The following is an 18,686-nucleotide window of genomic DNA, read 5'->3' as shown; positions in this document are numbered from 1 at the left end:
CATCCGGGGGTGTAGGGGGTGAAGCGCGGCCTTATAGGCCGGCAACCGGCTGAAATCAAAGATTTACGTCCCATCCGGGTATGCCGCTACTGCCGCGCGCCGAAATATCAGGCAGTTGTTAACCATGATTTCATGCTCGGATGAGAGGATTTCGCACGCGCCCTCAACTTTTAAGGGACCCCATGGCCTTCGGTTTGTTCAAAAAGCAGGTGGCGGAACCGGCTTTGCCTGCCGTCCAGCCCAAGGTTCAGACGGCCGCCGCCGTGACGGAGGCCGTCTCAGGCGATGGCGACTCGGCCAAGGCCATCCTCGAACTTCTGGAACTCGAACTCGGCGCGATGATCCGCCAGCTCGAGCGGGCGGCCAATTCGGTCGCCGGCGGCGCCGAGGCGACCGCTGCGACGCTCTCCACCATTCGCCAGCGCACCGACGCCCTGACCAGCCGCACCAGCGCCGCACAGGACACGGCGACGACGTTTTCGCACGCCGCCGACAAGTTCACCCAATCGGCGCAAGGGATCGGCTCCCAGGTGCGCGACGCCGGCAAGCTCGCCGACCAGGCCAGTGAGGCCGCCCGCGAAGCCGGCGCCAATGTCGACCGCCTGAGGGAATCATCGGCCGCGATCGGCAACGTGGTCAACCTGATCGCGCAGATCGCGCGGCAAACCACGCTCTTGGCGCTCAATTCCACCATCGAGGCCGCACGCGCCGGCGAAGCCGGGCGCGGCTTTGCCGTCGTCGCCACCGAAGTGAAGGCGCTCGCGGTGCAGACCCAAAGCGCGACGGAGGAAATCACGAAGAAGATCGAGGCGCTGCAGCGGGATGCCGCGGGCTCGGTCGATGCCGTGCATCGCATCACGCAGTCGATCGAGGCGATCCGCCCGGTGTTCGAGAACGTCAACGGCGCGGTCGCCGAGCAGAGCGCGACCACCGGCGAGATGGCCGACAATGCGGCCTCCGCTTCGAGCTTCATCGCTTCCGTCGGCGACAGCGCCACCGAAATCGACAGCGCCACCAAGGAAGCCGAGGCCCATGGCGAAAGCGTCGCCAAGGCCGGACGGGCCGTCACCGCGTTTGCGCAGAAGCTCAAGGCGCGTTGCGCAGTGCTGCTGCGCCAGGGTGATCGCACCGAGCGCCGCGAACAGCAAAAACTACCGTGCAGCCTCAAGATCGAAATCCAGACGCCGCGCGGCGTGATATCGGCGCCGGTCTATGAGATTTCGATCGATGGCATCCTGGTCAGCGGGCCAGACGCCGAAAGGCTGGCGCAGGGCCAGAGTTTTGAGGCGACGTTGCAGGATATCGGCGCTTGCCGCATTCGCGTCAGTGAGCGCTCGAAGGCCGGCACGCAGGCCCGGTTCGAGCGGACGAATGCCGCGCTGATCGAGAAGATCGAAGACAAGCTGTGGTCGATCCAGGACGACAACACCGAGGCGGTCACCCGCGCGATGGAAGCCGGCGCGGCGCTGAAGAAGATTTTCGAGAACGGCATCGATAGCGGCGCCATTTCGATGGAGGACATGTTCGACACCAACTACGTCGAGATACCAGGCAGCAACCCGGTGCAATATCGCACCAAAATCCTGGACTGGGCCGATCGCGCGCTGCCGCCGTTCCAGGAAGCGTTCCTTGCCAAGGACAAGCGGATGGCGTTCTGCGCCATGATCGACACCAACGGCTATTTGCCGGTGCACAACAAAATCTATTCGCACCCACAGCGCCCGGGCGACGTCACCTGGAACACCGCCAACAGCCGCAACCGCCGCATCTTCAATGATCCGGCAGGACTCGCCGCCGGGCGCAATCAGCGCGCCTATCTGATCCAGAGCTACGCCCGCGACATGGGCAACGGCAACACCGTGATGATGCGCGAGATCGACGTGCCGATCCGCGTCAAGGGCCGCCACTGGGGCGGCTTCCGCACGGCCTACCGGCTTTAGCCACACTCGCCCTCACCGCGCATATCGCATCGAATGGCATGCGCCGTTTCGCGCGATTGCGCCGATGGCTGCCTGAAAACGTGCCGTGAAGCGGATGCGCCTATCGCGCGTTCGCCCTGAACCTTCCTTGTTCGAACTCGTTGATAGGCAGGCTTGGAACCGCGGCTGACGGCTCCCTCAGCGCGCCAGGTCAAGCAGGCTGGATCGTCCCCGCGCAGGCCCCTCGCGCACCAGCCAAGGCAGGCGGAGACAGGGCAGGCGGAGATCAAGCAGGCGGAGGTCAAAAATGGCCCGATCTGGCGCAGCAAAGCGTGTAACGCGGATGGCCACCGTGCCGGAGAAAATTCCGATCAGGCTGACCGTCAATGGCAACCGTATGGAACTGACGGTCGCCCCGTGGACGACGTTACTCGATGCGCTACGCGACCATCTCGACCTGACGGGCACCAAGAAGGGCTGCGACCACGGACAATGCGGCGCGTGCACCGTTCTGGTCGACGGGCGGCGGATCAATTCCTGCCTGACGCTGGCGGTGATGAAGCAAGGCGCCGAAATCATCACCATCGAGGGCCTTGCACACGACGGCGAGCTGCATCCGCTGCAGCAGGCCTTTATCGATCATGATGCATTTCAGTGCGGCTACTGCACGTCGGGACAGATCTGCTCGGCCGCCGGGCTGATCGCCGAGGGCAAGGCCAAAACGGCCGACGAGATTCGCGAACTCATGAGCGGCAATATCTGCCGTTGCGGCGCCTATCCGAACATCGTGGCGGCGATCCAGCAGGCGATGGAGCGATCATGACCCCGTTCCAATATGCGCGCGCAAACGACGTCGCCGATGCCATCAAGCAGATTGCCACGGATCCTTCCGCAAAATTCATTGCGGGCGGCACCAACCTGATCGACCTGATCAAATATGATGTCGAGGGTCCGAGCCGGCTGATCGATATTTCGCACCTGCCGCTCAGGAGCGTCGAACCAACCTCCGCCGGCGGCGTTCTGATCGGCGCGATGGTGCCGAACACCGACCTCGCCTACCACCCCCTGATCGAACAGCGCTATCCACTGCTCTCGCGCGCGATACTATCAGGCGCGTCGCAGCAGTTGCGCAACATGGCCTCGACCGGCGGCAACCTGCTGCAGCGGACGCGCTGCTTCTATTATTACGACACGGCAACGCCGTGCAACAAACGTGAGCCGGGTAGCGGCTGCTCGGCGATCGATGGCGTCAACCGCATCAATGCGATCCTCGGAACGAGCGAGGCCTGCATCGCCACGCATCCTTCCGACATGTGCGTGGCACTCGCAGCGCTCGAGGCCACCGTGCATGTCGCAGGTCCGGCCGGGGCGCGCACCATCGCGTTTGCCGATTTCCATCGCCTGCCCGGCAACACGCCGCAGCGCGACGCCAATCTGGAACCCGATGAGATCATCACGGCCATCGAGCTTCCGCCAAAAGGGTTCAGCGCGAACTATTCCTACCTGAAGATTCGCGATCGTTTGTCGTATGCGTTCGCGCTGGTCTCGGTGGCGGCAGCGCTCGAACTCGACGGCGACACGATCAAGGAAGCCCGCCTGGCGCTCGGCGGCGTTGCGCACAAACCATGGCGCAGTACCGCGGCCGAAGCGGCTCTGCTCGGACAACGCACTGACGCGACCGCATTTGCGAAAGCCGCGGATTGGCTGCTGCACGGCGCCAAGGGCTACGGGCACAACGATTTCAAGATCGGCCTGGCGCGGCGCGCTATCATTCGCACGCTCGATCAGGCCGCGCGAGGCACGCCGCAGTCGGTCTCCGACAAGAAAATACGGTGAGCGCCATGGCAAGCTATATCGGATCAGCGACATCCCGCGTCGACGGCAGGGCCAAGGTCACCGGCGAAGCCAAATATGCCGGCGAGTTCAACGTCCCCGGCCTCGTCCATGGCTATGTCGTCGAATCGACGATTCCGAAGGGGCGGATCGTGCGCATCGACACCAGCGGGGCGCTGGAGGTTGATGGCGTGATCGACGTGCTGACCCATCGGAATCGACCGCAGATGCCCGACAAGGATGACGCCTACAAGGACGAAGTCGCGCCGGAAAAAGGCTCACCCTATCGTCCGCTCTACGACGACATGATCCTTTTCAGCGGACAACCGCTTGCGCTGGTACTGGCCGAGGATTGGGAAACCGCGCGCGTCGCCGCTTCGCTGGTAAAGGTCGAATACGAGAAGGCGCCTCACATCACCGATCTGCACGCGGAGCGCGCCAACGCATTTGCCATCGATAAGCCGGAGAAGCCGCGCGGCGATGCCGAAAAGGCATTTGCGTCCGCCGCCGTGCGCCACGAGGCCGAATATTTCATTCCGACCGAGCACCATAATCCGATGGAACTGTTTGCCTCGACGGCGATCTGGGATGACGGCCAGCTCACGGTCTACGACAAGACGCAGGGCGTGCAGAACGTCCAGCAGTATCTTTGCGGCGTGTTCAAGATGAAGCCGGACAAGGTGCGCGTCATGTCGCCCTACATGGGCGGCGGTTTCGGCGCGGGGCTACGCCCGCAATACCAGGTCGTACTGGCAGTTCTGGGAGCGCAGGCACTCAAACGCCCGGTTCGTGTCATGCTGACGAGGGCGCAGATGTATGCACTCGGCTACCGGCCGGCGAGCATCGAACGGCTTGCACTTGGCGCCAGCAGCGAGGGCGCGCTCGAAGCAATGCAACATGAAGCCATCACTGTGACCTCGCAGTTTGAGGAGTTCGCGCGCAACGATACTGGCTGGGGAAACCTGCTCTACAAGAGTCCGAATGCGGAATTCGGGCACAGACTGGTAAAGCTCGATCTGCCGACCTCCTGCGACATGCGCGCGCCGGGGGCTGCGACCGGCGTCTACGCGCTCGAATACGCGATGGACGAACTCGCCGTCGCGCTCAAGATGGATCCGGTGCAGTTGCGGCTACAATGCTATTCCGACCGCGATCAAGGCGGGGATATTCCCTATACCAGCAAGCAACTGCGTGAATGCTACCGGCAGGGCGCGGCGGCGTTTGGCTGGGACAAGCGCACGCCCGAGCCGCGCTCCATGCGCGAGGGCAGCGACCTGGTCGGCTGGGGCATGGCATCCGGCGTATGGGAGGCGCTGCAGATGCCGACCACGGTGCGCATCGTGCTGACGGCGAACGGTCATGCGGAAGTGGCGACCGCCGCGTCCGATATCGGCACCGGCACCTACACGATCATGGCGCAGGTCGCGGCCGACATGCTCGGCCTGCCGATCGACAATATCAGCGTCAAGCTCGGCGATTCCACGCTGCCACAATGTCCGCTCGAAGGCGGTTCGTGGATCGCGTCCTCAGTGTGCAACGCGATTGCCAATACCGCCCGCGCGGTTCGCGGCGACTTGCTGAAGCTTGCAATCGGCATGAAGGATTCGCCGCTGGCAGGCGCCGGCGTGGATGACGTCGCCCTGATCGACGGCAAGATCGTCAACAAGCGGGATGCGACCCGCGCGGTCTCGATTGCCAGCGCGATGCAATCCGGCAATGCCGATCGCATCACGCGCGAGGAGGCGAACAAGGTTGCCGAAGACAAGTCGCGGGCGCGCAACGTCCACTCCGCCATCTTTGCGGAGGTCAAGGTGGACGAACAGCTTGGCGTGATCCGCGTGACCCGCGTGGTCAATGCCGTCGCCGCCGGCCGCATCCTCAACCCGAAGACCGCCCACAGCCAGGTCATGGGTGGCGTGGTCTGGGGAATCGGCATGGCGCTGCACGAGGAAACGCTGTTCGACCATCGCTTCGGACGCGTCATGAACGCCAATATCGCCGAATACCACGTGCCCGTGAATGCCGACGTGCACGACATCAAGGTGATCTTCGTCGACGAGCCCGACGAGATGGTCAATCCACTCGGCATCAAGGGCCTCGGCGAGATCGGCATTGTCGGCGTGGCGGCGGCGATCGCCAACGCGGTCTATCATGCGACGGGAAAACGCGTCCGCGACCTGCCGATTACGCTCGACAAGGTGGTTCAGTTCAATTGAAGCGAGGTCCGTGTCCCGGACGCGGTGCAGCGCGTAGCGCTGCTCCGCAGAGCCGGGACCCGTCTTTCCGCATATCATCTCTGGACCCCGGCTCAGCAGCGCATCACTGCGTGCTGCGCTCCGTCCGGGGAACGGAGAGTGACAGCGCAACAACCAGCAGCCTCGGCATCGACACTCTCCGGCGTTTGTATCGCTTCACGCCCAAAACGCCGGCACGGCCGGCTCGAGCCTGCCGCCGGCCCGCACCGGCGCAACACGCAGCGCGAGACCGGTGGCATCATCGGTCTCGACCGCGACACCGCTGAGTGTCGCCGCCCCTGCGGCCGGTTCGAAACGGGCTGATGGGATACCCGTCGTAAAGCGCCGTAGCGGCTCTTCCTTCTGCATGCCGATGATGGAATCATAATCGCCGGTCATGCCGGCGTCTGTCATGTAGGCGGTGCCGCCGGCGAGGATCTGATGATCGGCAGTCGGCACATGGGTGTGCGTGCCGACGACGAGGCTGGCGCGGCCATCGCAGAAATAGCCGATGCCTTGTTTCTCGCTCGTCGCCTCGCCATGGAAATCGACCACGATCGCATCCGCGGCTTCGCGCAGCGGACAGGCCTCGAGTTCCTGATTGAGCACCGCGAAGGGATCGTCGAACGGCGTCATGAAGACGCGGCCGATCGCGTTGATAACGAGCGCGCGCTTGCCGTTCTTGGTATCGACCAGCGCCGCTCCCCGGCCCGGCGTGCCCTTTGGATAGTTCGCGGGCCGGACCAGTTTTGGCGCGCGCTCGATGAACACCAGCGCCTCGCGCTGATCCCAGGCGTGATTGCCGAGCGTGATGGCATCCGCCCCGGCGTCGAGCAATTCCTGATAGATCGCCTCGGTAATGCCGAACCCGCCGGCGGAATTCTCGCCATTGACGACGACGAGGTCGAGCGCCCAGTCCCTGATCATGCCGGGCAGATATGCCGCGACCGCGGTGCGCCCTGCTCGGCCGACCACGTCACCAACGAAGAGAATACGCAAAGTTCAGCTCCGGAAATCGAACACTTTCTTTTCCGTTAGCACATAATCCAGCGCCACGTCGTGCGGCAGCGCGGGAACGGCTTTTATTTCCTGCACGGAAAAGCCGGTGCCGATGGCCGTAATGGCCTTCGCCTTGCGCAAGTGGGCGAGTGTGAAGTCGTAGTGTCCTGCGCCATAACCGATGCGGTGGCCGGCGCGATCGAACGCCGCCAGCGGCACCAGCATGATATCGGGCACGAGTTCGGCCGCCGCCGGCGACGGTTCGAGAATGCCGAGCGGCCCCATCATCAGCCGGTCATCGGGCGACCACGCGCGAAACGCGAGCGATTTGCCACGCGACAGCACTGCGGGCAGCGCGAGCTTCGCGCCCTGCTCGGCGAGCTTGCGCATCAGGGGTGCCGGATCGATCTCGCTGCGGATCGGCGAATATCCCGACACGACGAGCCCTGGCTCGACCTCGAACGGCAGGCCGCGCTTCGCCATCGCCTGCGCCGCAGCCGCGCGCTGCTCGTCGCTCAACGCATCGCGTTTCGCCAGAGCTGCGGCGCGGAGATCGGCTTTCGACAGGGTTGCCGTCATGCAGTATCTTTCCGCCGTCATCACCCGCGACCTGTCCGCCGAAGCTCAACGAGCGAAGGCGGAAGGCGGGTGATCCAGTATTCCAGAGACTTCAGTGATTCAACCGAGACGCCGCGGCGTACTGGATACCCCGCATGCGCGGGGTATGACGGGACGTGCGCGGGTAGGACGAGGTCGCAAGCAACAAAACGAAAGTGCGAGGCCGCGAACGCCGTTGAAGCACTCGATCCCGGAGTTCCCTACGAAAGTAGGTGGGCACCATATGTCCGGATCCACGGACCCGGCCAGGGACAGTTCCCTAAAGGATCGATAAGGCCCCGGGGATATATGGCTCCTGACGCACGACGCAGCTTCGCGAAGCCAATGTAAGCGCTACGAGGCGAGTCCGCCAGCGGTTACCGGTTAGCTTAGCTTTCCCGTCCCCTAACGCGGAAGACGGGCCGCTCGACATGAACACAACTTTCGAAATGGCCAGTTGCACTCGCGTTAAGATTGCGCTCCAATTCACCCTCCCCTGGAGGGGGAGGGTCGTTCGCACTCGGGCGATGCGCAGCATCGTCCGATGCGAGCGGGGTGGGGTGATCTATCCACGAGCGAGATCGATATGGTTTCAACGGCAATCCGACGCGCCGCAGCGAAGAAGCTGCGGGCGAATACCACGCCGCATGAGCGCACTCTCTGGCGTGCTTTGAAAGAGCTGCCGATGGAGGGCTCGCATTTCCGGCGTCAGACGCCGATCGGACCTTATGTCGTGGACTTCCTCTGTCCGGCAAAACGTCTGATCATCGAGCTCGATGGCGAGCATCACAACGAGGATGCGATCGCCAAGCGCGATAGCGAACGGCAAGTCTGGCTGGACCAGGAAGGATATCGGGTTATCCGCTTCTGGAATTCGGACGTTGCTGGCGATTTGAATGCGGTGATGGAGAGGATTTATTTGGAGGTGTATGGCTCGCGTGATGCGGAGACATTTCCACTGAAGCACCGCCGACGAGGATAATCTGTCACCCCGCCCCGCCGCTGCGCGGCGACCCTCCCCCTCCCGGGGAGGGTAGAGCGAGCGCGCGTCAATCATTTGCGACTTGTCGCAGACATTCGCGCCATCGTAGCGCGCCCTGAGCAACCGACAACATCGGTGACAGTTCAAACCGGCGACATCGATGACACAATTCTCGTTTCGTTCAGGTCTGTTGTTGTTGGCTGTGGACCCTGTGGGCAACGCGCAGCGTTGTCCACAAGTCCACAGCCTTTGCGTTTGGGTTTGCGTAGCCGGTCGCCGCGATAGGCGATGGTGCCAAGGACCACCGGTCCATAGCAGACGCTCCAGCCATCCTCGGTTTCGGCAAGAGCAACCGGTTCGCCGACCAAGGCTTCGCTGATGTAGATCATGTTGCCGTCCAGCTTGATCTCCCCGTTGTGACGGACCCGACGCACTTCCTGGTCATCGTCGTAGTTCGGCTCGCGCAGGATGCCGTCGAAGCGGCGCGCGGAGATCTGGTAGCGGTCGGCCGGCGTCGCATTGTCGAGCGCCTGGTGCGGGCGCTCTTCGTTGTAAAAATGCTGGAACTTGCGCAAGCGCTTGAGCTGTTCCCGCATGCTGTCTGCCGGCGGGTCGGCGACCTCCTGCAACAGGGTGAGATGCATGCGCTCATGGCGGCCGTTCTGCTGCGGCTTGCCAGGCGCGATGCGTTCCGGCGTCACGCCCGCCTTGATCAGCTTCACAGACAGCCTTGATAGACCACCGGCGCCGCGCGAGGCAAAGGGCGAGCCATTGTCCGAGCGCATGTAGCGCGGCAGGCCGAACTCGCGGAACGCCGCATCGAGCACCGGCCAGACATGCTCGGTATCCGTGCGCGGCAGGGCCTGGCAGCGCAGCAGATAGCGGCTGTGGGCATCGGTGATCGTCAGCGGTTCGCACCGCTTGCCGTCCCCGGTCAAAAACCAGCCCTTGAAGTCGATGCACCAGACGTCGTTGGCGGCCTCGCAATGGGCAAAGGGGGCGCTCGATGGCGGGCTGCGCCGGCGCAGCTTGCGCTTGACCGTCAGCCCTTCGCGGTCGAACAGCGCACCGATCGTGCTCGCCGCCGGCCACTCGGTCGCAGGTGCGCGGCGCTCCAGATAGGCCCGTACCTTCAACGGACCCCAGGTCGGATGCGCCCGCCGCACCGCAAGGCAGCGTTCGGCAATGTCCTCCGCAATCGCTTGCGGATGATGCAGCGGAGCTCGCGAGTGCTCCTGCAGACCTTCCAAACCTGCCTCCCGGTACCGGGCAAGCCATTTGTAGCCGTTCTGCCGGCTCACCCCGAACCGTCGGCAGATGGCCGCAAACGAATCTTCTCCCTTCTCCGCCGCAAATACAAAACGCATCCGTTCTTCCACCGCACAGGTCTCCTTCCACCCCATCAGCAAGGTCCTCCCTTGCTGACCAGTTGACCTGTCATCGATGTCGTCGGTCTACTCTGTCACCGATGTAGCCGGTTAGGACCGCCCCTTATCCTCCCCTGGAGGGGGAGGATCGGTTCGCATGAAATGCGAACCGAGGTGGGGTGACAGTCTTTCGTATCGGGCGCTGCCCGTGTTGAGAGATCACCCCACCCCGCCTCACATCTCGCTTCGCTCGCTGTGAGCCGACCCACGAGCGAGCTTCGCTCGTCTCGGACCCCTCCAGGGGAGGGTGAAGAATTGGCGCGGTCTTACCCGATCGCGACGCCGCTGCCGATGGTGCGGTTGATGACCTGCGTGGTTTTTTCGATGCGGTCGGCGGCGGCGTTAAGCGCGTTGGCGACGGCGACCTGGGTGGCCTTGGCGCGGTCGGCGGCGGCGGTGCGAACGTTGCGCAGGGTTTCGAGTTCGCCCTCCAGCGCGCGGATGCGCGCGTTGGCATCCAGCAGTTCGTCGCACACGGTGAGCGCGGCCATCACGGTGAGGCGCGCATCGCCGATCTCGCCGAACTTGCCGCGCAACTCTCCGACCCGCGACTCCAGGCTCTCGGCGAGCTTCAACAGCCGCACCTCCTGCCCTTCCTCGCAGGCCATGCGATACTGCCGGCCGTTGATGGTGACGTTGATGTGACTCATTCACTCTCCCCGGCGTCGGCATCGAGCACCGCACGGATGGTGCCGATCGCGGCATCCAGCTTTTCTGATATCTCGCGGTTGGTGCGCTCCAACCGCCGCGTCTTCACCAGCGAACCGTCGAGTTCGTCGGCGAGCCGCGAGCGATCGGCGCCGAGCGCCTGGATCCGGCTCGCCAGCTCGTTCTCGTCGCGGTCGGCGTCGCGCCGCCGCTCGGCCGCAGCCTCGAGCGCATCGAGTGCCAGCATCAGGCGCCGCGTAGCGGCGTCGATGTCGACTTGGACCGGCTCGGCATTGCCGGCCCCGTTGGTGTGACGATCGCTCATGAGAGACAGCGCGCACCCTCGCGGTAGGCCCGCCGCACGGCAGCAAAATCCGCGGTTCGGCAAGCGGTTAGAGCACGAAATTTACGTGGCAAGCGAGCCGAGCGCAACGCCCGCGCGAAGCTATGCACTGCTAAGCAACTTTTCGCATGGCAAGGGCGTTTCCACGCCTTGGACTCCCGGGGATTGAGGTGCTATCCAGCCCGCACTTTCCCTCAAACACGCCCGTATTGCGGCCTTCGCCCGGTACATACCCCTAACCAAGCACCTCATTTCAGGCGGATTTTCACATGACGCAGGTCGATCATACCCGTATGGCCAATGCGATTCGCGGGCTTGCCATGGATGCCGTCGAAAAGGCGAAATCCGGCCATCCCGGCCTGCCGATGGGCGCCGCCGACATCGCGACCGTGCTGTTCACACAGTTCCTCAAATTCGATGCGGCGGCACCGACCTGGCCCGACCGCGACCGCTTCGTGCTGTCGGCCGGACACGGCTCGATGCTGCTCTATGCCCTGCTGTACCTCACCGGCAACAAGGACATGACGCTCGATCAGATCCGGAATTTCCGTCAGCTCGGCTCCAAGACGCCGGGACATCCGGAGAATTTCGAAACCAGCGGCGTCGAGACCACCACCGGCCCGCTCGGCCAGGGCATCGCCACCTCGATCGGCATGGCGCTGGCGGAAAAGATGCTGGCCGCCGAGTTCGGCAAGAAGGTGGTGAGCCACCACACCTACGTGCTCGCCTCCGACGGCGACCTGATGGAAGGCGTGTCGCAGGAAGCGATCGCGATGGCCGGGCACTGGAAGCTGAACAAGCTGATCGTACTGTATGACAACAACGGCATCTCGATCGATGGCCCGACCTCGCTCGCCGATTCGGTCGACCAGGTGAAGCGCTTCAAGTCCGCGGGCTGGGCGGCCGAACTGATCGACGGCCAGGACCCGAAGGCGATTGCCGCCGCGATCGCCCGCGCACAAAAATCCAACAAGCCGTCGCTGATCTCCTGCAAGACCACGATCGGTTACGGCGCGCCGACGCGGGCCGGCACGGCGAAGGCCCATGGCGAGGCGCTCGGCGCCGACGAGCTCAAGGGCGCCAAGGAAAAGCTCGGCATTTCGCTCGACGCCTTCTCGGTGCCTGACGATGTGCTGAAGGCATGGCGTGCCGCCGGCAGCCGCGGCGCTGCCGCGCGCGAGGAGTGGGAAGGCGTTTTCGCCGAGCTCGGCCCCCGCAAGCGCGCCGAGTTCGAGCGGCGGATGCGGCACGAGCGGCCCGCCGCGCTGTCGAAGGCGCTGCGGGCGCACAAGAAGGCGCTTTTGGAATCGCCGCTGAATGTTGCCACGCGGAAATCTTCCGAAGCCGCGATCGAGGCGATCGCCGCCGCGATGCCGATGGAATTTTTGGCGGGCTCCGCCGACCTCACCGGCTCCAACAACAACAAGGCGAAGTCGGCAGTGGCGTTCTCGGCCAAGGCACCGAAGGGCCGCTTCATCCATTACGGGATCCGCGAGCACGGCATGGCCGCGGCGATGAACGGCATCTTCCTGCATGGCGGCTTCGCGCCGAACGGCGCGACCTTCCTGGTGTTCACGGACTATGCCCGGCCCGCGATGCGGATCGCCGCGCTGATGGGCGCGGGCGTCGTCTACGTGATGACCCATGATTCGATCGGGCTCGGCGAGGACGGGCCGACGCATCAGCCGGTCGAGCATCTCGCGGCGCTTCGCGCCATTCCCAACATGCGCGTGTTCCGGCCCTGCGACGCCGTCGAGGTCGCGGAGTGCTGGGAACTGGCGCTCAACCGGGTCGACGGCCCGACCGTGCTGGCGCTGACCCGCCAGAACCTGCCGCAGCTTCGCACCAATGCGCCCAACGATAATCCTTGCGCGCATGGCGCCTATGAGTTGGTCGCGGCGCAGGGCGAGGCAAAAGTCTCGCTGTTCGCCTCGGGCTCCGAGGTCGAGATCGCGGTGGCAGCCCAAAAGCAACTGAGCGAGCGTGGCATCCCGTCGCGGGTGGTCTCGGTGCCCTCGCTCGAGCTCCTGCTGGATCAGCCGGCCGACCGAAAGGCAGCGATTATCGGCAATGCGCCGGTCAAGGTCGCCATTGAGGCCGCGGTACGCTGGGGCTGGGACGCCGTGATCGGCCAGGATGGTGAATTCATCGGCATGCACGGTTTCGGTGCAAGCGCCCCCGCCAAGGACCTTTTCAAGCACTTCGGAATTACTGCCGAGGCTGCGGTTAACGCTGTCCTGAAGCGCGTGGGCTGACGGTTGAGCTGTGGGGGAAAAAGGACTACCTAGACCCCCATATTGACCGTTCCCGCCCGGCCGAACCGGGCGTTCCGCCGTCAGCACCTCCGTGGAACGTCTCCGCGGGGCGGGCACCGGCTATCAGAGGAGAAACCAGCATGGCAGTCCGCATCGGGATCAACGGATTTGGCCGCATCGGCCGCAATATCTTGCGCGCCATCGCAGAATCCGGCCGCAAGGATATCGAAGTGGTCGGCATTAACGATCTCGGCCCGGTCGAGACCAACGCCCACCTGCTGCGCTTCGATTCCGTGCACGGCCGCTTCCCCGGCACTGTGACTGTCGACGGCGACTCGATCAGCCTCGGCAACGGCAAGATCAAGGTTTCCGCCGAGCGCGACCCGTCGAAGCTGCCGTGGAAGGCGCTCGGCGTCGACATTGCGCTGGAATGCACCGGCATCTTCACCGCCAAGGACAAGGCTTCCGCGCATCTGACCGCCGGCGCTAAGCGCGTGCTGGTCTCGGCGCCCGCCGACAACGCCGACGCCACCATCGTCTACGGCGTCAACCATGACACGCTGACCAAGGATCACCTGGTCGTCTCCAACGGCTCCTGCACCACCAACTGCCTGGCGCCGCTCGCCAAGGTCTTGAACGACACCGTCGGCATCGAGACCGGCTTCATGACCACGATCCACGCTTACACCGGCGACCAGCCGACCCTCGACACCCTGCACAAGGATCTCTATCGCGGCCGTGCGGCGGCGATGTCGATGATCCCGACCTCGACCGGTGCGGCGAAGGCCATCGGCCTCGTGCTCCCCGAACTGAAGGGCAAGCTCGATGGCGTCGCGATCCGCGTGCCGACGCCGAACGTCTCGGTCGTCGATCTCAAGATCGTCGCCAAGCGCGCAACCGATGCCAAGGAAATCAACGCGGCGATGAAGCGCGCCTCCGAGCAGCAGCTCAAGGGCATCCTCGGCTACACCACCGCGCCGAATGTCTCGATCGACTTCAACCACGATCCCCACTCGTCGACGTTCCACGAGGACCAGACCAAGGTGCAGAACGGCACGCTGGTGCGCGTGATGTCCTGGTACGACAATGAATGGGGTTTCTCCAACCGGATGGCGGACACCGCCGTGGCGATGGGGAAGTTGCTGTAAGTCTCGTGTCCCGGACGCGGCGCGGCACGAAGTGACGCGACGCAGAGCCGGGACCCACTCCAGCGTAGAGGTCCCGGTTCTGCACAGCGGCGCTTGGCGCCGCAGTGCGCCCGGGACAAGAGAGCGCAAATGCCGAAAACATTCCGAACCCTCGATGACGTCGACGTGAAGGGCAAGCGCGTGCTGCTGCGCGTCGACCTCAATGTGCCGATGGAGAACGGACGCGTCACCGACGCGACAAGGCTCGAGCGTGTCGCGCCGACCATTGCCGAGATCGCGGACAAGGGCGGCAAGGTCATCCTGCTTGCGCATTTCGGCCGGCCGAAGGGGCGCGACGCCAAGGATTCGCTGAAGCCCGTGGCAGCGGCGCTCAGCCACGTCATCAAGAAGCCGGTTGCGTTTGCCGACGACTGCATCGGCGAGGCTGCCGCCAAGGCCGTGGCCGCGATGAAGGACGGCGATGTCCTCTGCCTGGAAAACACCCGTTTCCATAAAGAGGAAGAGAAGAACGATCCGACGTTCGTAACCGAACTGGCAAAGCTCGGCGACATCTGGGTCAACGACGCCTTTTCGGCGGCGCACCGTGCGCACGCTACGACCGAAGGCCTTGGCCACAAGCTGCCCGCCTATGCCGGCCGCACCATGCAGGCCGAACTCGACGCGCTTGGCAAGGCGCTGGAAGCGCCGACCAAGCCGGTTATCGCGATCATTGGCGGCGCCAAGGTATCCACCAAGATCGATCTGCTCGAAAACCTGGTGACGAAAGTCGATGCGCTCGTGATCGGCGGCGGCATGGCCAACACCTTCCTGCACGCGCAGGGCGTCGGCGTCGGCAAGTCGCTGGCGGAGAAGGACCTCGCCGCGACCGCGCTGCGTATCCTGGAAAAGGCCACCGCTGCGAACTGCGCCATCATCCTCCCCGTCGATGCCGTGGTCGCCTATCACTTCGCCGCCAACTCGCCCTCGCACGCCTATGGCCTCGACGCCATTCCCACCGATGGCATGATCCTCGACGTCGGGCCGCAATCGATCGCGCGGATTCACGCCGCGATCGACGACGCCGCGACGCTGGTCTGGAACGGCCCGCTCGGCGCGTTCGAGATGACGCCATTCGACCGCGGCACGGTCGTTGCGGCCAAGCACGCAGCGGAGCGTACCAAGGCGAAGAAGCTGACCTCTGTCGCCGGCGGCGGCGACACGGTCGCGGCGCTGAACCAGGCCGGCGTGGCCGACGATTTTTCCTACGTATCAACCGCCGGCGGCGCGTTTCTCGAATGGATGGAAGGCAAACCGCTTCCCGGCGTCGAAGTTCTCAAACTGCGTTAGACCACGACTTAATGAAGCGCCGAAGGCGCGGCAAATACAGGAGAATTTGAATGGCTCGCATTACCTTGCGCCAATTGCTCGATCATGCGGCAGAGCACGATTACGGGGTGCCGGCGTTCAACATCAACAATATGGAGCAGGCGCTCGCCATCATGGAGGCCGCCTCCGCGGTCGACGCGCCCGTCATCATCCAGGCCTCGCGCGGCGCGCGCTCCTATGCCAACGACGTGATGCTCAGGCACATGATGGACGCCGTCACCGAAATCTATCCGCAGATCCCGGTCTGCGTGCATCTCGACCACGGTAACGAGCCCGCGACCTGCATGACCGCGATCCAGGCCGGCTTCACCTCGGTCATGATGGACGGCTCGCTCAAGGCCGACGGCAAGACCCCCGGCGACTGGGACTACAATGTCGGCGTGACCAGGACGGTCACGGACATGGCCCATCTCGGCGGCATCTCGGTGGAAGGCGAGCTCGGCGTGCTCGGCTCGCTGGAGACCGGCATGGGCGACAAGGAAGACGGCCACGGCGCCGAAGGCAAGCTGTCGCACGACCAGTTGCTCACCAACCCCGACGAAGCCGTGAAGTTCGTCAAGGAGACCAAGGTCGACGCGCTGGCGATCGCGATGGGCACCTCGCACGGCGCCTACAAGTTCACCCGCAAGCCGGATGGCGACATCCTCGCCATGAACGTGATCGAGGAAATCCATCGCAAGCTGCCGAACACGCATCTGGTGATGCACGGCTCGTCCTCGGTGCCGCAGGACCTGCAGGAAATCATCAATGCCAATGGCGGCAAGATGAAGCCGACCTGGGGTGTGCCGGTGTCCGAGATTCAGCGCGGCATCAAGAACGGCGTGCGCAAGATCAACATCGATACCGACAACCGCATGGCGATGACCGGGCAGATCCGCAAAGTCTTCAAGGACAATCCGGAAGAGTTCGACCCGCGCAAATACCTCAAGCCCGCGATGGAAGCGATGGCCAAGCTGTGCAAGCAGCGGCTGCAGGAATTCAATACCGCAGGGCAGGCCAGCAAGATCAAGAAAGTGCTGACGACGGCGGAAATGGCCAAGCGGTACGGCAAGGGTGAGCTGGACCCGCGGGTCGCCTGAGCCGGCGCCCCGCGCCTTGCAAACACCCAGGGTGCGACGAACGTTTTCTAGGCAATTGCCCGAGAACCGCCTATTTTGGTGCGCAAGGGCATGATGTTTTCGGAGAACGTTCCCATGAATCTTGCTGACCTCAACAAGGTTGCCCTCGCCATGGTCACCCCAGGCAAGGGCATTCTCGCCGCCGACGAATCCTCGGGCACGATCAAGAAGCGTTTTGACGCCATCAAGGTCGAATCCACGGAGGAGAATCGCCGCGACTACCGTGAAATGCTGTTCCGCTCCACCGAGGCGATGAGCAAGTACGTCTCGGGCGTCATCCTCTACGACGAAACCATCTGGCAGAACGCCAAGGACGGCACGCCGCTGGTCAAGCTGATCGAGCAGTCCGGCGCCATCCCCGGCATCAAGGTCGATGAGGGAACGCAAGCGCTGCCGCAATGCCCGGGCGAACTGGTGACCGTCGGCCTCGACAAGCTCGCCGAGCGCCTGAAAAAATATTACGAGCGCGGCGCGCGCTTCGCCAAGTGGCGTGCAGTGATCGATATCGGCAGCGGCATCCCCACACAGACGGCGATCCACGTCAACGCGCATGCGCTGGCGCGCTACGCCGCGCTGTGCCAGGCGGCGCAGATCGTGCCGATCGTCGAACCGGAAGTGCTGATGGACGGCGATCACGATATCGAGCGCTGCTACGACGTGACCCAGCGTGTACTGAACAAGACATTCCAGGAATTGCGGGTCCAGCGTGTCGAGCTCGAGGGCATGGTGCTGAAGCCCAACATGGCCATTTCAGGCAAGAAGTGCGGAAAGCAGGCTTCCGTCGAGGAAGTTGCGGAGAAAACCGTCCGTCTCCTGAAGGCGTGCGTTCCCGCGGCCGTGCCCGGCATCGCCTTCCTCTCCGGCGGACAATCAGATGAGGAAGCGACCGCGCATCTGAATGCCATGAACCGGATCGGCGGCCTGCCCTGGCGGCTGACCTTCTCCTATGGCCGGGCGCTGCAGGCGGCGCCGCAGAAGGCGTGGTCGGGTAAGGCCGAGAACGTCGCCGCAGGCCAGCGCGCGTTCACACACCGTGCGCGGATGAACGCGCTGGCGAGCAAGGGCGAGTGGGACACGGGCCAGGAAAAGAAGGTCGCCTAGATTTGTCCAACAAACCCGTTCCGCCGCGCCCGGCGCCGCGCCTCTATCTCGCGACGCCCGAGGTGGACGATCCATCGCAGCTCGCAAACCAGCTTCCGGAGCTGTTGGCTGCGGCCGACGTCGCGGCGGTGCTGCTGCGGCTGAAGCAGACCGACCAGCGCACGATGATCGCGCGCGTGAAAGCACTTGCGCCCGCGATCCAGAATAGCGGCGCGGCGCTGTTGCTCGACGGCCATGTCGAGCTGGTGGCGCGTGCCGGCGCCGACGGCGCGCATCTGACCGGCCTCGCCGCGCTGGAAGATGCCTGGCCGTCGCTGAAGCCGGACCGCATCGCCGGCATCGGCGGCCTTGCCACGCGGCACGATTCGATGGCCGCGGGCGAAGCGGGCGCCGACTACGTGCTGTTCGGCGAGCCCGATGCCAAGGGCCAGCGGCCATCGACTGAAGCGATTGCCGAACGCCTGCAATGGTGGGATGAACTGTTCGAGCCGCCCTGCGTCGGTTTTGCCGCCTCGCGCGAGGAGCTTTGCGAATTTGCGGCTGCCGGCGCCGATTTCGTGCTGGTCGGCGATTTCATCTGGGCCGACCCGCGCGGCGCCAAGGCGGCACTGATCGACGCCGCGCAGGCAATCGCGCAAGCGTACGAAGCCGCGTTCGGAAAAGCCAAAGCTGGTACCGATAAGTCCGGCACGGATAAGGCCGGGCACGGATAGCGCC

General features: G+C 64.2%; 15 protein-coding genes, 1 other RNA gene and 1 pseudogene. 11 read left to right on the top strand and 6 right to left on the bottom strand.

Annotation, left to right across the window (positions count from 1 at the left end):
* Positions 1–182 precede the first annotated feature (182 nt).
* The 4 genes from V1292_RS12095 (at position 183) to V1292_RS12080 (ending at position 5,968) form a co-directional block, all read left to right on the top strand.
* The gene (locus V1292_RS12095; RefSeq protein ID WP_334372763.1) at positions 183–1,940 is read left to right on the top strand and encodes a methyl-accepting chemotaxis protein; all 1,758 of its coding nucleotides are present in this window, start codon (positions 183–185) and stop codon (positions 1,938–1,940) included.
* Between the two features lie 322 nt (positions 1,941–2,262).
* Positions 2,263–2,742 (top strand): (2Fe-2S)-binding protein, encoded by a 480-nt coding sequence (locus V1292_RS12090; RefSeq protein ID WP_334377016.1) that lies wholly within the window; start codon positions 2,263–2,265, stop codon positions 2,740–2,742.
* Positions 2,739–3,755 carry an FAD binding domain-containing protein gene (locus V1292_RS12085; protein WP_334372761.1) on the top strand — a complete coding sequence of 339 codons (1,017 nt, stop codon included), beginning with the start codon at positions 2,739–2,741 and terminating at the stop codon, positions 3,753–3,755. Before V1292_RS12090 ends, V1292_RS12085 begins: the two co-directional genes overlap by 4 nt.
* A gap of 5 nt (positions 3,756–3,760) precedes the next feature.
* The gene (locus V1292_RS12080; protein ID WP_334372759.1) at positions 3,761–5,968 is read left to right on the top strand and encodes a xanthine dehydrogenase family protein molybdopterin-binding subunit; all 2,208 of its coding nucleotides are present in this window, start codon (positions 3,761–3,763) and stop codon (positions 5,966–5,968) included.
* 195 nt (positions 5,969–6,163) lie between these two features.
* On the opposite strand, the gene V1292_RS12075 is transcribed toward V1292_RS12080, so the two are convergent.
* From V1292_RS12075 to ssrS, 3 genes are all read right to left on the bottom strand, one after another.
* Positions 6,164–6,985, bottom strand: coding sequence for a TIGR00282 family metallophosphoesterase (locus V1292_RS12075; RefSeq protein ID WP_334372757.1), 822 nt, complete (start codon positions 6,983–6,985; stop codon positions 6,164–6,166).
* A gap of 3 nt (positions 6,986–6,988) precedes the next feature.
* Complete coding sequence (locus V1292_RS12070) at positions 6,989–7,564, bottom strand: 5-formyltetrahydrofolate cyclo-ligase (RefSeq protein ID WP_334372756.1); 576 nt, start codon at positions 7,562–7,564, stop codon at positions 6,989–6,991.
* Between the two features lie 195 nt (positions 7,565–7,759).
* A non-coding RNA gene (ssrS, locus tag V1292_RS12065) (6S RNA) lies at positions 7,760–7,920 on the bottom strand.
* A gap of 248 nt (positions 7,921–8,168) precedes the next feature.
* Between ssrS and V1292_RS12060 the strand changes: the two genes are divergently transcribed.
* Positions 8,169–8,564, top strand: coding sequence for an endonuclease domain-containing protein (locus V1292_RS12060; protein WP_334372754.1), 396 nt, complete (start codon positions 8,169–8,171; stop codon positions 8,562–8,564).
* A gap of 287 nt (positions 8,565–8,851) precedes the next feature.
* Here the strand turns inward: V1292_RS12060 and V1292_RS12055 are convergent.
* From V1292_RS12055 to V1292_RS12045, 3 genes and pseudogenes are all read right to left on the bottom strand, one after another.
* Positions 8,852–9,967: pseudogene (locus tag V1292_RS12055) on the bottom strand (IS481 family transposase); the annotation flags it as partial.
* 290 nt (positions 9,968–10,257) lie between these two features.
* Positions 10,258–10,641 carry a cell division protein ZapA gene (locus V1292_RS12050; protein WP_028349229.1) on the bottom strand — a complete coding sequence of 128 codons (384 nt, stop codon included), beginning with the start codon at positions 10,639–10,641 and terminating at the stop codon, positions 10,258–10,260.
* A complete protein-coding gene (locus V1292_RS12045; protein ID WP_334372753.1) occupies positions 10,638–10,964 on the bottom strand; it encodes a DUF4164 domain-containing protein in 327 nt (108 codons plus the stop codon). Before V1292_RS12045 ends, V1292_RS12050 begins: the two co-directional genes overlap by 4 nt.
* Positions 10,965–11,251: 287 nt before the next feature.
* On the opposite strand from V1292_RS12045, the gene tkt reads away from it, so the two are divergent.
* The 6 genes from tkt to V1292_RS12015 all read left to right on the top strand — a co-directional run bounded on the left by tkt (position 11,252) and on the right by V1292_RS12015 (position 18,682).
* Complete coding sequence (gene tkt / locus V1292_RS12040; protein ID WP_334372751.1) at positions 11,252–13,237, top strand: transketolase; 1,986 nt, start codon at positions 11,252–11,254, stop codon at positions 13,235–13,237.
* A 140-nt stretch (positions 13,238–13,377) separates the two neighbouring features.
* Positions 13,378–14,385 carry a type I glyceraldehyde-3-phosphate dehydrogenase gene (gap, locus tag V1292_RS12035; protein WP_334372749.1) on the top strand — a complete coding sequence of 336 codons (1,008 nt, stop codon included), beginning with the start codon at positions 13,378–13,380 and terminating at the stop codon, positions 14,383–14,385.
* A gap of 129 nt (positions 14,386–14,514) precedes the next feature.
* The gene (locus V1292_RS12030; RefSeq protein WP_334372747.1) at positions 14,515–15,711 is read left to right on the top strand and encodes a phosphoglycerate kinase; all 1,197 of its coding nucleotides are present in this window, start codon (positions 14,515–14,517) and stop codon (positions 15,709–15,711) included.
* A 50-nt stretch (positions 15,712–15,761) separates the two neighbouring features.
* Complete coding sequence (fba, locus tag V1292_RS12025; protein ID WP_334372745.1) at positions 15,762–16,829, top strand: class II fructose-bisphosphate aldolase; 1,068 nt, start codon at positions 15,762–15,764, stop codon at positions 16,827–16,829.
* A 114-nt stretch (positions 16,830–16,943) separates the two neighbouring features.
* Positions 16,944–17,969 (top strand): class I fructose-bisphosphate aldolase, encoded by a 1,026-nt coding sequence (locus V1292_RS12020; RefSeq protein ID WP_334372743.1) that lies wholly within the window; start codon positions 16,944–16,946, stop codon positions 17,967–17,969.
* 2 nt (positions 17,970–17,971) lie between these two features.
* The gene (locus V1292_RS12015) at positions 17,972–18,682 is read left to right on the top strand and encodes a thiamine phosphate synthase (RefSeq protein WP_334372741.1); all 711 of its coding nucleotides are present in this window, start codon (positions 17,972–17,974) and stop codon (positions 18,680–18,682) included.
* Positions 18,683–18,686 lie beyond the last annotated feature (4 nt).

Origin of the sequence: Bradyrhizobium sp. AZCC 1719, assembly GCF_036924525.1 — a bacterium.
Classification (GTDB): Bacteria; Pseudomonadota; Alphaproteobacteria; order Rhizobiales; family Xanthobacteraceae; genus Bradyrhizobium.
This window is presented reverse-complemented; position numbering and strand designations above follow the sequence as displayed.